Source organism: Streptomyces sp. BRA346 (genome assembly GCF_052851135.1).
The window spans coordinates 161,369-175,941 of record NZ_JAIWIH010000022.1 but is presented as its reverse complement, the minus strand read 5'-3'; the positions used below and the strand labels follow the sequence as shown (position 1 = coordinate 175,941).

Genomic DNA, 14,573 nt, shown 5'->3' with positions numbered 1-14,573 from the left:
CGCCCTTTCTCCCCCTGCCGCTGTGGAGGGGGTGCCCCGATCCGGCACCACCGCCTAGGCTGGGCCCCGCAGCTGGTTCGCCCTGCCCGCCAGGCAGGCGCGTCGTAAGAGGGAACCCGGTGGAAATCCGGGACTGCCCCGCAGCGGTGAGCGGGAACGACCGCCGTCATACGCACTGGGTCCGGGAGACGGGCCCGGGAAGCGACGGCCAGTAGGTGCCTCGTACGTGCACGACGTCACGAGGTGTGCCCGCGAGTCCGAAGACCTGCCCGTTGCCCGTGCGCGACCGATCGCGCGCGGAGATCCCGGTGACCTCGAGGGCGGGTCGGCGTACCCAGCAGGCGGACGCGCGCGTATCGGACGCGCGGACGATCCGCCCGGTTCGTCACTCCTTCGCGCCCCCGAATCCGGCCGGGATCCCCAAGGGACACGCTCGCGAAGGAGAGCTACGTGACAGCGACATCCGCGGCCGCCGCGGCGGCACGGGCCACCGTGTACGGCTACCCCCGCCAGGGACACCACCGCGAACTGAAGAAGGCCGTCGAGGGCTACTGGAAGGGCCGGGTCGGCGCCGGCACCCTCCGGGAGACCGCCGCGATGCTGCGCGCGGCGAACTGGCGGCAGCTGGCCGACGCCGGTATCGACGAGGTGCCGACCGGCGACTTCTCGTTCTACGACCATGTGCTGGACACCAGCGTCATGGTCGGCGCCGTACCGGACCGCCACCGCGCCGCCGTCGACGCCGACGCGCTGGACGGCTACTTCGCCATGGCGCGCGGCACCCAGGAGGCCGCGCCGCTGGAGATGACCAAGTGGTTCGACACCAACTACCACTACCTGGTGCCCGAACTCGGCCCCGACACCGTCTTCACCGCCAACGCGGCGAAGCAGGTCGCCGAGCTGTCGGAAGCGGTCGCACTCGGGCACACCGCCCGCCCTGTGCTGGTCGGCCCCGTCACCTACCTCCTGCTCGCCAAGCCCGCGCCCGGCGTCGCGCCGGACTTCGAGCCGCTCACCCTGCTGGACCGGCTGCTGCCCGTGTACGCGGAGGTGCTGGCCGATCTGCGGGCGGCCGGCGCCGCGTGGGTCCAGCTGGACGAGCCCGCGCTCGTCCAGGACCGCACCGCCGCCGAACTGAATGCCGCCGCCCGCGCGTACCGCGACCTGGGCGCCCTCACCGACCGCCCCCGGCTGCTGGTCGCCTCGTACTTCGACCGCCTCGGCGAGGCCCTGTCCGTCCTGGCCAAGGCCCCCGTGGACGGGCTGGCGCTCGACTTCACCGGGCCCGCCGCCGCCAACCTCGACGACCTCGCCGCCGTCGGCGGACTGCCCGGCAAGCGCCTGGTCGCGGGCGTCGTGGACGGCCGCAACGTGTGGATCAACGACCTCGCCGCCTCCCTGTCCAGGCTCGGCACCCTGCTCGGCTTCGCCGACCGGGTCGACGTCGCCGCCTCCTGCTCCCTCCTCCACGTCCCCCTCGACACGACGGCCGAACGCGACATCGACCCCCAGATCGCCCGCTGGCTGGCCTTCGCCCGCCAGAAGGCCACCGAGGTCGCGACCCTCGCCCGCGGCATCGCCCAGGGCACCGGCACCATCGCCGCACAACTCGCCGCCAACCGCGCCGACCTGGCCTCCCGCGCCACCTCCACGCTCACCCGCGACCCGGCCGTACGCGCCCGCGCCGAGGCCGTCACCGACGCCGACGCCCGCCGCCCCGAGCCGTACGCCGAGCGCGCCCCCGCCCAGCGCGCCCGGCTGCGGCTGCCCGCGCTGCCGACCACCACCATCGGCTCGTTCCCGCAGACCAGCGAGCTGCGCACCGCCCGCGCCGACCTGCGCGCCGGAACGCTCGACACCGCCGGATACGAGCAGCGCATCGCGGCCGAGATCCAGGACGTGATCTCCTTCCAGGAGAAGACGGGCATCGACGTCCTGGTGCACGGCGAGCCCGAACGCAACGACATGGTCCAGTACTTCGCCGAACAGCTCACCGGCTACCTCGCCACCCGGCACGGCTGGGTGCAGTCCTACGGCACCCGCTACGTCCGCCCGCCGATCCTGGCCGGCGACATCTCCCGGCCCGAGCCGATGACGGTGCGCTGGACGACGTACGCCCAGTCCCTCACCGACCGCCCGGTCAAGGGCATGCTCACCGGCCCCGTCACCATGCTGGCCTGGTCCTTCGTCCGCGACGACCAGCCCCTCGCCGACACCGCACGCCACGTCGCCCTCGCCCTGCGCGACGAGGTGTCCGACCTGGAGGCCGCGGGCACCCCGGTCATCCAGGTCGACGAACCCGCCCTGCGCGAAACCCTGCCCCTGCGCACCGCCGACCGCCCGTCCTACCTGGCCTGGGCCACCGAGGCGTTCCGCCTCACCACCGGCGGCGTGCGCGCGGACACCCAGATCCACACCCATATGTGCTACGCCGAGTTCGGGGACATCCTCCCGGCCATCGACGACCTCGACGCCGACGTCATCAGCCTGGAAGCCGCCCGCTCCCATATGCAGGTCGCCACCGAACTCGCCGACGCCCACTACCCCCGCGAGGTCGGCCCCGGCGTCTACGACATCCACTCCCCCCGTGTCCCCGGCCCCGACGAAACCGCCACCCTCCTCCGCACGGCCCTCGCCGCCATCCCCGCCGACCGCCTCTGGGCCAACCCCGACTGCGGCCTGAAGACCCGCGCCTGGCCCGAGGTCCGCGCCTCCCTGGAGCACCTGGTCGCGGCGGCCCAGGAGGTCCGCTCCACGCTCTGACTGTTATTGCGAATTACTTGCAATAACATCTGCTCTGCATCAAGCTGAAGAGGTACGGGGTCGGCCCGACCACCCTTCGGGACCCGCGCCTGGGTCGGTCCGGGCACGTCCTTCCCGATAGGTGATCGCCTTCTCACACGGCACCCGCCGGACGTTGGCCGACCCCGTTCAGCTGTGCCGAGCAGCCCCCAGGCGCCGGGCGCGGGCCGGGATCACCTCGCTAACGTGCCCGGATGGTGACCTACGACGAGCTCACGCCGCTGGAACGCCGCGTGTGGGATGCCTTCCCCACCGGCGCTGCCGTCGACTTCCGCGCCGCGCCCGAGGAAGATCCGGCGGAAGGCGCGGACTGGGGACCGGCCTGCCGGGGCTGAGCGCGGTCGGGACCCAGTTCGAGAGCTTCGTCGCGTTGAGCGAGTGCCGCGCGACCGGGATGGTCAGCTTCAGCTCGGCCCGGATCGCCCGCACCCTCTATCCGGACCGGTTGTCGGTCGAATCGGCGCATGCCGAGGAGCAGGGAGTCGCCGTCGCGCTGAACCACACGGTGATCGGTGACGCGGTCGTGGCCACCGCCCTGTCCGCCCGCGGTGAGGTACGCCTGGACGGAGCCACCGTGACCGCCCAGGTCGCGATGTCGTCGGCCCGCCTGCACCATCCCGGCGGCATCGCCCTGAACGCCGAAGGGCTCACCGTGGGTTCCGACCTGGCCGCCCGCGGGCTGCACGCCCAGGGCAGCATCACGTTGCGCAGCGCCCGGATACCCGGACAACCGGACCTGACCGAGGCCCGCCTGTCCAGCCCTGACGGCCTGTCACTGCGCGTCAGCAGCGCCGCCATCGGCGAAATGTGGCTGCGCGACGCCACCCATCAGCCGACCGTAGGGCCTGCCCCACGACCGCCCCATCGCGCCGCCTCGCCGATCCGGGCGAGCGCGGCGCGGACGCGCCATGTGCCGGTGACCGTCACACCGGCCAGCCGGTCGGCCAGCGACCTTCGGGAGCCCATCAGCGCCAGCCCCGCATTGAAGGCGAAGAAGGATATGGCGACGACCCAGCACAGCACCGAGAGGACGAACTCGCCGCCGGCCAGCAGGCAGCAGGCCAGCGCATACCAGCCGACATCGACCAGCGTGGTCACCCCGGCGCGCACCGCAACCCGGCCCTTCCCGGGCCGCCCTCCGCCACCGCGCCGCACCACGCACAGGGCCGTCAACGCCTGCCCCGGCGTGCGGCTCATCACGGCCAGCGAGAGGAAGTGGTAGGCGAAGGTGAACACGACCAGGGCGGCGAAGGCTTGCTGGACCGCGCTCACCGCGGACCGCCAAAGCGACCTTCCGACGTCCTGACCCGCCCCCGCCAGATTGCCGTCCGAGGTGATGACCTCCCAAGCACTCGTCCCAGCAAGGCTCGTGACGTCGGTCACCTCGGCACTGATCTGCTGGAAGGTGTACCAGCCGAGCAGCACGGCCACGGCCACGACGACGGCGAAATCCAGCGCCCAAGCACACAGCCGACGCGCCCGCGGGGGACTGGTCGACGCCGTCCCCTCGTCAGGCATCCCGGGTGTCGGCACCGCTCGTCGAAACATCAGTCCCCCCACACGTGTGATGTCGCGGTCTGCACAGTGTAGGGACAGTCACACACCGCCACGAGGGGCAAGTGCAACGAGTCAGGCCCGGTGCTGATCTCTCAGCACCGGGCCTGACCCTTGTTCCTTCAGTCGGGGTGGCGGGATTTGAACCCACCACCTCTTCGTCCCGAATGAGGTTCGAGCGTGATCGCTACCGGCTGGGTTGCTGTTTTGCCTGGTCAGGGCGGTGGGCTGAGGTGGTCCCGGGCGGTCCGGAAGGGGCTCGGGGAGCGGGTCGGCTCCCAGATGGCTCCCAGAGCCCAGCATGGCGCCGATGCCCCTACGTCTGGAGTGTCCAGATCGCCGCATCGGGCGTCACTCCCCTCGGGACCCGCCCGGCGCAACAGGTCGTGCCACCGCCTGGGCCATTCCTGGCCGACGAGCGGGGAGGCGTCCAGAGACGACGTGAGGGACGACCACACCTGCTCCCGCCGTGCCGTCGCGTCCGCGCGGGCGGCACGGCGGTCGGTGAGAGGCGGGCCGAGTTCCTCCAGGGTGTCCCTGAGGCCGAGTCCAATGGCCGAGGCGCACGGCTGTGAGTCGAGCACGTCAAGCCGTACGGTCACCGTGGCACCGGTGAGTGGTTTGCCCAACAGGAGGGACAGGTCGTTGCGTTCCTGAGTGTTGAGCGCGGCCAGCGTTTGCTTCCGTGCCTTCGTGCGCCGCTCCGGACTACTCCACACCAACGGCATCGACGGCACCCGGTGCGAGGCATTGCCGTGGGCGGACGGCATTTGGACGTGAATCCAAGGCTCGGACACACCCTCGCCGACTCGCTGTCTTGAATCCCAAACGACGTGCACTCGACGAGAGTGCTTGAACTCCGGGCGCGCGCCTAAGAAAATCCCAAACGGCGTGCACCCAGTAGCCTTGCGCCTACGTCTTCTACTGTCCTTCCTGAAGCCAGGGATCACCGGCTTACTCGTCCACTGGGAGAACCTCCGACCTCAGGAAGGAACAACGTGCAACCGAGGCTGATGTACGTGATCATCGCGGTCCTCACGGCGCTTGTCGCCGCTCTGGTCGGCAGCGTCGTGACCGTCGTCGAGGGAGGGCGTCCCACGGCGGCCTTCAAGACCGGAGCATTGACCTTCGCCGGCTCCCTGACACTCCTCATCGTGGTCATGGGCGCCCTGGGTGTGGTGGGCTCGTGAGCGACATGAGTGCGCTTGGAGGACACATGCAGGCCGAGGGTGCCTCCTCGCTCGACGAGGTGCTCGCGAAGGTGCGCCGACACCGCACGCACCTCTCGCGGCTGATGAACGCCCACGATGCGACTCGCCTCGTCCTCGGGCTGCTGTATCTGAGCCGGACCGCGCACGCTGCTCCCGGCGCCGGCGTACCGACATGGTCGTGGTTGCTGGGTCAGCCAGCAGGGCGCGGTTCGGGAATCCGCGCTGCCGTGAGCAAGTGTCTGAGCCACTGGCTTCCCGTCGCCGACGAACAGGGCGCCGACGTGGGCATGAGGAGCCTGATGCCCATTCCGCCCTCCGGTTCCGAAGGAGCACTGCACGCTCTCATCCAGGCCATCGGATCCACCCAGCGGGTCGGGCCCCTGCTCGACCAGTGCCTCCATGACCTCTCGGCGGACCAGGCCCAGGCAGACGGCAGCCACTACTTCACGCCGGATGACATGACACGTCTCATGGTCGGTGCGGCCGTCCCCCGCGACGGGCACAGAGTGCTGGATCCGGTCTGCGGTTCAGGGGGACTGCTCGTCGAGAGTCACCGCTATGTCCGCGAACGCGTCGAGCTGCACCCGGCCATGTCCTTGCAGGGGAAGGAACAGCACGCCCACACCTCACAGGTGGCCCGCATGAACTTCGCGGTGCGGGGGATCACGGCCCACGTCTTCCCGCCCGGGGACAGCCTCGCGGAGCCCGAACTCGAGCCCTACGACATCATCCTGGCTAACCTTCCCTTCAACCAGCGCGATTGGGCGCCGGAGGACAAGACGGAGCAGGGCGCCCGCTGGTCGGCTCTCCCTGTTCCTGTCGACCCCCGGTGGCCGGATGAACCGCCACCCCGGGGGTCCGCCAACTCCGCGTGGATTCAGCACATCGCGCATGCGCTGGCTCCGGCCGGACGCGCTGTCTTCCTGATGGCCGACAGCGCGGCCAATAGCAGACAACCCCACACCCGAAGGCTCCGTGAACGCCTCTTGCGTGACGATCTCGTCGAGTGCCTGATCGCTCTGCCACCTCGCGTGTTCGGTCACAGCAAAGCCACGGCCTGTCTGTGGGTGCTCAACAGGGACAAGAGCGCGCGTCCCGGCTGGGGTGTCCTGGACCGTCGCCGGCAGGTGCTCTTCGTCAACGCGCGGCGAGCCTTCGAACCGGTCCCGGATTCGAGAGCAAGGAGGCTGGGCAACAAGAACGCGGCCTTGATCCTGACCACCTTGGCGGCCTGGCGTGGCCTCTCCGAGAACGGTGCTGCGGCCTCGCCGTACAACGACGCAGCTGGCTGGTCCCGAAGCTGCTCCACCGAGGAGATCGCCGATCGGGAGTACAGCCTGATGCCGACTTCGTACGCCGTGGAGGTTCCCAGTCCCGAACGGGACACACGGAGCCGGGTCGAGCAGCTCAAACTCGAACTGGCCGATCAGTTCGACCAGATGCGCGACCTGGAACTCCGACTGCTGGACGTCTTGGAGGAGATCTGATGGAAGCCAATGCCGAAGAGGGCGACTCAGGCAGGGCGGCTTGGCGGACGACCTCCATCAAAATCGAGCGGGCCCGCAGGGACATATACACCACCTCCGGTTTCCTCGACGATGCGGCTGCCGATCAGACTGCAGGAGTCGTTAGCTCGACGTTCGTCCAGGACGGCAGGATCCTCTCGCCCAGGGCCAATGAGTGTCGGCTGGGCGAATCCCCGCCCAGCCGGGCAACCCTCAGGGAGGGCGACCTGGCCGTCGTTCTCGTCCGGCGGGTGGGCGACTCCGCACTGGTCACTGCCGAGCACGCGGGATGTACAGCGACCAGGTCGATCGGCATCATCCGCGCTGAGCCGCACATAGTGCGGTGGCTGCGTATCTGGCTACAGACACCCACGGCGAAGGCCCGCATCGACGAGGACGTGACGGCACATGTCGAGCCCACCATCAGCCTCGACACCCTCCACCGCATGCTGTTTCCGCTGCCCCCGCCAGACGTCATCACCGCATACCACCGGGCCTTCGGCCTCATCGAGGAGATGACCGCCCTCTACCAGGAGACCGCGTGCAAGGCAGTGCAACTGGCCGACGCCCTTCATGACGACTGGGCGTCGACGATTCCCCCATGGGAGACACACCCGCTCGCGAAGGTCGCCAAACCGAAGACGGGCGAAGGCTCCGAACGCTCGCTTCCCCCGTTGCCCACGGAACTCACCACCGATGTAGCCGACGTGATCGCCCCCAAAGATCTCTATGGCCTCCCCGTGCCCCACGTTCAGAGATTCCGTCTGAGTAGCCCAGCGAACGGCGGCAAGGCACATCCTCCCGGCACCTTGATGCTGAGTACCCGTTCCGACGGCGCACACATCGCCGTGCCGCGCCGACCAGCAACACCTCTCAGGGGCGTCGTGGCCATACGACCCATTGAGGACGAGGACGGTTGGTGGCTGCTCCACGAACTCAGGAGTAGGAGCAGCGACATCGCACGGCTGGCGCAGGGCCAGAACGGGCGGGAAATCTCCGCCGGCGCCCTCAAACGTCTGGAGGTCACCTGGCCGGACCGGTTCACGCGTACCGACTTTCACACAATGGCCGATCCCCTGCACACCGTGGCGCGACTCCTGGTCGCCAAGATCGCGACGCTGCATACCCTGCGGGACGCACTCCTGCGCGACATCTCAGCGAAGGCCGGTGTTCTACGGGAACCGACAGCCGAGCAGGAAGGGCAGGGCACTCCTGATCCTCGCCCCACTGCGCGCCCTGCACCGAGAGGATGACCAGCAATGAGTGAGGAATGGCGCCCGGCGTTCGCGGAGCCAGGAACGGCCTGACGGAGGAGCCACGGTGGCGTGATGGGCGTGTCCTGTGGGTGGAGGCTGCGGCAGAAGGGCGGGGCCTGTTGGCCCGACGGGGCTGGGGGGCTTGGCAGTGAGTCGTTCACAGAGGTGCATCGAGGATGCAGGGAGGTGGAACAACGGCGCTTTGTCCACTGTGAGTTGACCGCCCCGTGCTGCTGTCGATTTCGCCTGCGACGCGTGGAGCGGAGCATGGTCGCTTCAGGGGTTCCCCTGGAGTAGGCAACGTGGAGGCATGCTTCCTCACGCCGCGGACCGTGCCGAGTGCCGCGTTGCCGCCGAAGACCAAGCTGAGGCTTGCCTCAGAAGAGTCAGAGGGGATGCGCCTGACGGCTTGAGTCGTCCGACCTCCCGGGCACGGACCACATTCGTGTGGCACCCGGGAGCAAGCGGGACGATCAGCCATTCAACTGTTCCGTGCTCCTTGGCGTGCCCAACCTCACCGGTACGCATGCTCAGCGATCTCCTGCGGGCGCGTCTGGCGGCGCACTAATCACTGCATGCCATCGTCGCGTTGTCCGTGCGTGCGGTAGTCCGACTCGTCCGGATGCCGCATGTCCTCGGCGGTCCGGTTCGAGTAGCTTGCCCAGCGCGTCACGAACTGCCGTCGTGTCGAGCCGCGGCCCGGGCACGGCAGGGACCGGGATTGTGCATTCCGGGCGCGATCTCAAATCCGGTGTACGGCTCCCGCCCTCACCAGGTGCGCACGTACCCATCCTTGCCGCGGCTCGGCCTTGTACCCGGAGAGCCTGCGCGTCCCCTCCTCGGAGGGTCAGCCCGACTTCGACAACAGAGCTTTCGCCCGGACCGCGATGTCATCATCCGCCAGGCGCACATGGCAGATGATGAGGTCGGATGTGATCCGGCGTAGCAATTTCAGCCACTCGGCTACGAAGGCAGCGATTCCTACGGTCAACTGGCTTCGGTCGTTGAGGAGGAATTCGTAGCTTCCATGGATGCTGTTCCAGTGTGAATCGATTCTGAGGGAATCTCCATCACGGACGATGTTCCATTCGGTGGAGAATGCGTCGGACCCCCAGTGGACCTGCGTTTGAGAGAACGCCGGATTCTGGACTTCTTCGAGCAGCGGGATGAGGTCATCAAGCAAAACGGGAACATCGTAACGGTATTCGAGTCGCACGGGGACCCGGTTCCAGAACAGGATGGCATCTTCGGTCTCCATGGGATACATCTGCCCTGCCGCGTCCGCCATGTCGTCGGCTGGCCCAACCTTCAGGGCCTCAGGGTTCCCTGCTTGCAGCCGGAAGTTCATGCTTGTTCCTATCGAGTCAGCGGGTAGGCGTGGACCTTGCCATTCGGGTACACCTTGACGAAAATGCTGTTCGGTGTGCGCGTCGTGCCATCTGGAAGATACTCTATGCAATTATGCCCTTCGGGTAGCCTGAAGAACCCTGTTTTATTCGGCCCTAGTTCGGCTCCGCGTTCCGCTGCGTACTTGACATCCGCTGCGCTGCCGAACTGCCCCTGGGGTCGACCGTCTCTTATCGCGCGAGCCGTTCCTTCGGACCAGTCAACGCCGTGTTTGCCGGTCTTGAGTAGTGGCGCTTCAGGCTTGTATTTCTGACCGTCTCTTTCGAAGCCTCTGCCGACCTCGTCTGCCTGTTTCCGCTTGCTGAGCCCGTTCAGATGCTGCTGGCTCTGATTGAAGGATTGCTGTTGCTCCTCGGTGACGGGGTTCGGCTCTTCCGACTTGGGGCGCGAGCCACTCTGGCTCCCGGCGTCCGCCTGTCCCTCGGGCGGCCCGTCGGTGGGTGCGCCACCACCCGCGGCGGTCATGAGGACGATGCCGAGCGTTCCCAGCGCGGTGGCGTGGATGGCGGCTTCGACGGTGATGGTGCCTGCTGCGACGCCGGCGCCTGCGAAGGCGAGTCCACCGCCTGGTGGGAAGAGGGCAAGGAGGGCGAGAAGGATGAGGGCGAAGCCGAGGTAGGCGAGGAAGTTGTTGAGCGCTTCCAACAGGTGGAAGTTGCGGAAGAGTTTGTCGCCGGCGCCGAGCCCTTCCTGTTGCATGCGAAGCAGGAGCACGGTGCCTGTGATGAGACTGCCGAGCGCGGTCCAGATGCGGAAGCGGACGACGGCGTGGGCGTCGGCGAGGGGGAGCGTGCTGGTTGCCTGCCAGGTACGCAGGAGTCTGGTGAGGTTGCAGGCGGTCCACAGCAGCGCGGCGATACCGAAGGCCAGCAGGACAGCGGGCCCGTCGCTGGTGGTGAAGCGTTCCTGTAGTTCGGCGGCAGCGGGGAAGGATCCCGCGCCGAGGAAGACCACGGCGGGGAGCATCAGGACCAAGGAGATGAGGATGAACCACCATCTTCGCCGGTCCCGTAATGAGCGGGCGGCCTGACGAACGGTTCGTAGCCCGATGCCTTGCCAGGCGTGTTGGTGGTCGGTGGCGTCGATCTGGGCGGTGGTCCAAGCGACAGTGCGGTGCAGAGGAGCGATGTCGGTGTACGGGGTGCTGGCCGCAGCGTAGAAGAGGGCTCGACGCATGCGGGCGAAGCGCAGTGCGATCAGCGTCGACCAGGGGACTCGCCACAGCCCGTATCCAGCCAATGCCGTAAGGCCGGTGCGTCCGGCTCGCTCCTCGCGGAGCAGTACGCCGGCGACCGTCCGTTTGGCACGGCGGATCTGCCACATGTCGGCGGCCATCGCGATGGCCAGCACGGCCAGCGGGATGGTCCACAGGATGCCGTTGAGGTCTTCGACCAGTGACTGGGTGTCCCGGGCGCCAGGTTGCGCGGCCGCGTAGTTGGTGAGCATGTGGTGAGCACAGGCAGCGGCGATGGGCACCAGCCCCAGGGCCCGCAGCCAGCGGCGACCGCGGATGAGGATGCCGACCCCCAGGGCCGCGGCGGCGGTGTAGACGAGATGAGGGCTGGTGTCAGCGGCCGGGTGGGCACCGCCGAAGTCCAAGCTGGTGAAGGGGGCGGGGAACCAGGCAGCGAAGACCTGATCGGGGCCAGGGATCCAAGGCGCTTGCAGGCTGTCGGGGATCACCCAGCCACCGGCCGGGTGGCTGATGGACCGGGCCGCGTCCAGTCCGAACCTGGCCACCGCTTCCAGCAGCCCGAACCCCGCGCCCAGCGCCGCGCCGGTGACCACGTAGTCGGTCAGGCCCCACTGGCGGCGGATCTTGACGTTCCACGCCGCCAGCAGCAGAGGCGTGATCTTGACCAGCTCTTCGATGACCGGGTCGACGGTGTAACTGGCCGTCTTCACGGTGTTGAGCAGCGCCCCGCCATGGGGTTGGTCGGAGACAGTGCGTGTATACGCGTACTCCAGCAGCAAGGTCACGATGCCGCAGCCGTAGACGCCCAGTGCGATCGCCAGCAGGACGGTGGAGACCCGCACCGAACGCGTCGGCGATGACAACACCAGCAGCTGCACGACGCCATACACCGTCGCGGCCACCATCAACACCGCCATGCCCAGCCCCCCCCACAGCCGTCGGCTCAAGTGCGCGAGCCTAAGGGCCCGTTGGGTGGCGTACAAGGGCCTCTTGCGCCGCGCAGTCAGCCCCGCGGTGTTCACGGGGCACGGGCGAACCAGGGGCGCGGGCGAAGAATCGCAGTGTGCGGCGGGAGACCTTAGCCCGCAGTCCCTGGCCGCGTTCTGGGCAGTTTGGCGGGGGCGGGGCCGCACGCGGTGGATGGCCGACCAAGCCGAGTCGCAGCCAGGGCTATCGGTGCCGTGCGTCGATCCGACCGTGCTCGGGGTGCAGAGGACGCGCTGCGGGCCGGTGGTCACCCGAAGATGAGCTCGACGTCCTTGTTCACGCAGAGCCTCATGACGGCGACCAGCTGGCGGGCGTCATCGGTGTGCCGTTGGAGGACGGGATCGCTGCCATCGTGTTGCCGCTGGTCGATGATTGCTTCCAACCGGGGCAGCATGGCCGCGCATTGAGCGGGCGTGAGGTCGGGGGCGTCGTCGTCTGGATGGTCGAGCAGCGGGGCCAGTGTCGTGGAAACGCTGCTCCACGGGCGGTCTCCGCCGAAGCCGTGCATCTCGGCGAGGGTGAATCCTTCGGCCTGGGCCAGCCACTCCCTGAACACGTTGAAGCCGGTATAGGACCAGGAGACGTCCGGGCTGGTCACGTTGCCGTCTCCCGGGAAGAGCACGAGCCCCATCCTGTCCCCCTTGCCTGCCGGTGCCCAGGATCGGTCGTGGGGAGAGGCGTCGGCAACGCCAACATCGTTCACGTCGGCGTCAGCCGTTTCGGGAGCACTGCTCGGAATCCGGCCCCAGGGATGGTGGCACAGCGGGAGTGGAGACACGCATGCACTGGCCGCCTGTGTCGGCAGCCACCGCGCGTCGTGGCGCACCTCACTCGGCCATGTGCTCGGCGGCTTCCCCGTGATGCGCCAGGCGCCACCTCCGTGGGGGAGGAATGGGAGCGGTCCGGGAGCCGGATTTCTGGGTCGGCTCCCAAACGGCTCCCAAAGGGCCCCACAAACAAGTCAGGGGCCCGACCCGCTTTCGCGGATCAGGCCCCTGACCTGGTGTTCCTTCAGTCGGGGTGGCGGGATTTGAACCCACGACCTCTTCGTCCCGAACGAAGCGCGCTGCCAAGCTGCGCTACACCCCGAAGCAACGAGCTCTACTTTAGCGGACCTGTGGCCAGACACGAAATCCGGTTTCCGCGGTCTCGCAGGTCGGGGCGGGGAGGTGGGTCAGGGGGCCTGCGGGGTGAGGGTGAGGAGGGTGGCCTCCGGGGGGCAGGCGAAGCGGACGGGGGTGTAGCGGTTGGTGCCGCAGCCTGCGGAGACGTGGAGGTAGGAGGTGTGGTCCCCGGCCTCGTGGGTGGAGAGGCCCTTGACCCGGCGGGTGTCCAGGTCGCAGTTGGTGACCAGGGCGCCGTAGAAGGGGATGCACAGCTGGCCGCCGTGGGTGTGGCCCGCGAGGATCAGGGGGTAGCGGTCGGCGGTGAACGCGTCGAGGACGCGGAGGTACGGGGCGTGGACGACGGCGAGGGAGAGGTCCGCGCCGGATTCGGGGCCGCCGGCGACCTCGGCGTAGCGGTCGCGCTTGATGTGCGGGTCGTCGAGGCCGGTGAGGGCGATCTCGATGCCGTCCAGCTTGAGCCGGCCGCGGGTGTTCGACAGGCCGACCCAGCCGGCCGCGTCGAAGGCGTCGCGGATCTCCGTCCACGGGTTGTGGACAACGCCGACGGCCGGGGGGTTGCCGTTCAGACCGTGGCGGCCGCTGGCCTTTTCCATCAGGTAGCGGGCGGGGTTGCGCAGCTTCGGTCCGTAGTAGTCGTTGGAGCCGAAGACGTACGCGCCGGGGAACTCCATCAGCGGGCCGAGCGCGTCGAGGACCTCGGGGACGCCTTCCGGGTCGGAGAGGTTGTCGCCGGTGTTCACGACGAAGTCGGGGCGGAGCCCGGCGAGCGACTGGAGCCAGCGCTGCTTCTTGCGCTGCCCGCTCACCATGTGGATGTCGGAGACCTGGAGGACGCGCAGCGGCCGCATGCCGCGCGGCAGCACGGGTACGGTGATGCGGCGGAGCCTGAAGGACCGCACTTCGAAGCCGACGGCGTAGGCGAGACCGGCTGCGCCGACCGCCGTGATTCCCAGGGGTACTCCGTATCGCGCGCGCATGGTCTCCATGGTCGCAGAACGCCGCCGGGGGAGAAATCTTCGGGTGATTCCCGGCCAGTGCTGGCAGACTCGACGCCATGACCACGACGCTCAAGTCCAGGCTGCATGACGATCTCACCGCGGCGATCAAGGCGCGCGACGAGCTGCGCTCCTCCACGCTCCGGCTCACGATCACCGCGATCTCGAAGGAAGAGGTCTCGGGGGAGAGCTCCCGGGAGCTGTCCGATGCCGAGGTGGAGAAGATCATCGCGCGCGAGGCGAAGAAGCGCCGCGAGGCGGCCGAGGCGTTCGACAAGGGCGGCCGGGCTGCGCAGGCCGAGCGGGAGCGGGCCGAGGGCGAGGTGCTCGCCGGGTACCTGCCGCAGCCGCTGACGGACGACGAGCTGGACGCGCTGGTCGCGGAGGCGGTCCGGGAGGCCGCCGCGGGCGGCGCCGAGGGGCCGCGGGCGATGGGCGCGGTGATGAAGATCGTGAACCCGAAGATCGCGGGCCGGGCCGAGGGTGGCCGGGTCGCCGCCGCGGTGAAGCGGCAGCTCGCGGGCGGGTAGGGGA

General features: G+C 68.7%; 12 protein-coding genes, 1 tRNA gene and 1 riboswitch. Of the genes, 6 read left to right on the top strand and 7 right to left on the bottom strand.

The window, feature by feature from the left end:
- Positions 1-56: 56 nt before the first annotated feature.
- Positions 57-287, top strand: a riboswitch (cobalamin riboswitch).
- Between the two features lie 163 nt (positions 288-450).
- Positions 451-2,763, top strand: a complete 2,313-nt coding sequence (gene metE / locus LCH29_RS25450) for a 5-methyltetrahydropteroyltriglutamate--homocysteine S-methyltransferase (RefSeq protein ID WP_446464039.1) — start codon at positions 451-453, stop codon at positions 2,761-2,763.
- 233 nt (positions 2,764-2,996) lie between these two features.
- Positions 2,997-3,137, top strand: a complete 141-nt coding sequence (locus LCH29_RS25445; RefSeq protein ID WP_446464038.1) for a hypothetical protein — start codon at positions 2,997-2,999, stop codon at positions 3,135-3,137.
- Positions 3,138-3,630: 493 nt separating this feature from the next.
- Here the strand turns inward: LCH29_RS25445 and LCH29_RS25440 are convergent, their stop codons facing one another.
- Together LCH29_RS25440 and LCH29_RS25435 are read right to left on the bottom strand one after the other, a co-directional pair.
- Positions 3,631-4,320 carry an RDD family protein gene (locus LCH29_RS25440; protein ID WP_446464037.1) on the bottom strand — a complete coding sequence of 230 codons (690 nt, stop codon included), beginning with the start codon at positions 4,318-4,320 and terminating at the stop codon, positions 3,631-3,633.
- 251 nt (positions 4,321-4,571) lie between these two features.
- Complete coding sequence (locus tag LCH29_RS25435; protein ID WP_446464098.1) at positions 4,572-5,084, bottom strand: TIGR02679 domain-containing protein; 513 nt, start codon at positions 5,082-5,084, stop codon at positions 4,572-4,574.
- 270 nt (positions 5,085-5,354) lie between these two features.
- Here LCH29_RS25435 and LCH29_RS25430 point away from each other — a divergent pair, with 270 nt between their 5' ends.
- The 3 genes from LCH29_RS25430 to LCH29_RS25420 are packed head-to-tail and all read left to right on the top strand — an operon-like array spanning position 5,355 to position 8,325.
- Entirely contained in the window at positions 5,355-5,546 is a 192-nt protein-coding gene (locus LCH29_RS25430) for a hypothetical protein (RefSeq protein ID WP_446464036.1), read from the top strand.
- A 5-nt stretch (positions 5,547-5,551) separates the two neighbouring features.
- Positions 5,552-7,054 (top strand): N-6 DNA methylase, encoded by a 1,503-nt coding sequence (locus LCH29_RS25425; RefSeq protein WP_446464097.1) that lies wholly within the window; start codon positions 5,552-5,554, stop codon positions 7,052-7,054.
- Positions 7,054-8,325, top strand: coding sequence for a hypothetical protein (locus LCH29_RS25420; RefSeq protein WP_446464035.1), 1,272 nt, complete (start codon positions 7,054-7,056; stop codon positions 8,323-8,325). Before LCH29_RS25425 ends, LCH29_RS25420 begins: the two co-directional genes overlap by 1 nt.
- Before the next feature lie 850 nt (positions 8,326-9,175).
- Here LCH29_RS25420 and LCH29_RS25415 read toward each other — a convergent pair.
- The 5 genes from LCH29_RS25415 to LCH29_RS25395 all read right to left on the bottom strand — a co-directional run bounded on the left by LCH29_RS25415 (position 9,176) and on the right by LCH29_RS25395 (position 14,021).
- Complete coding sequence (locus LCH29_RS25415; RefSeq protein WP_446464034.1) at positions 9,176-9,676, bottom strand: hypothetical protein; 501 nt, start codon at positions 9,674-9,676, stop codon at positions 9,176-9,178.
- A gap of 8 nt (positions 9,677-9,684) precedes the next feature.
- Positions 9,685-11,847 (bottom strand): RNase A-like domain-containing protein, encoded by a 2,163-nt coding sequence (locus LCH29_RS25410; RefSeq protein WP_446464033.1) that lies wholly within the window; start codon positions 11,845-11,847, stop codon positions 9,685-9,687.
- Between the two features lie 317 nt (positions 11,848-12,164).
- On the bottom strand, positions 12,165-12,548 hold the full coding sequence (locus LCH29_RS25405) for a hypothetical protein (RefSeq protein WP_446464032.1): 384 nt from the start codon (positions 12,546-12,548) through the stop codon (positions 12,165-12,167).
- A gap of 384 nt (positions 12,549-12,932) precedes the next feature.
- Positions 12,933-13,006 (bottom strand) — tRNA-Pro (locus tag LCH29_RS25400).
- Positions 13,007-13,091: 85 nt separating this feature from the next.
- A complete protein-coding gene (locus LCH29_RS25395) occupies positions 13,092-14,021 on the bottom strand; it encodes a metallophosphoesterase (protein ID WP_446464031.1) in 930 nt (309 codons plus the stop codon).
- 77 nt (positions 14,022-14,098) lie between these two features.
- Here LCH29_RS25395 and LCH29_RS25390 point away from each other — a divergent pair, with 77 nt between their 5' ends.
- Positions 14,099-14,569: a GatB/YqeY domain-containing protein gene (locus LCH29_RS25390; protein WP_009716731.1), complete on the top strand. Its 471-nt coding sequence runs from the start codon at positions 14,099-14,101 to the stop codon at positions 14,567-14,569.
- Positions 14,570-14,573: the final 4 nt, after the last annotated feature.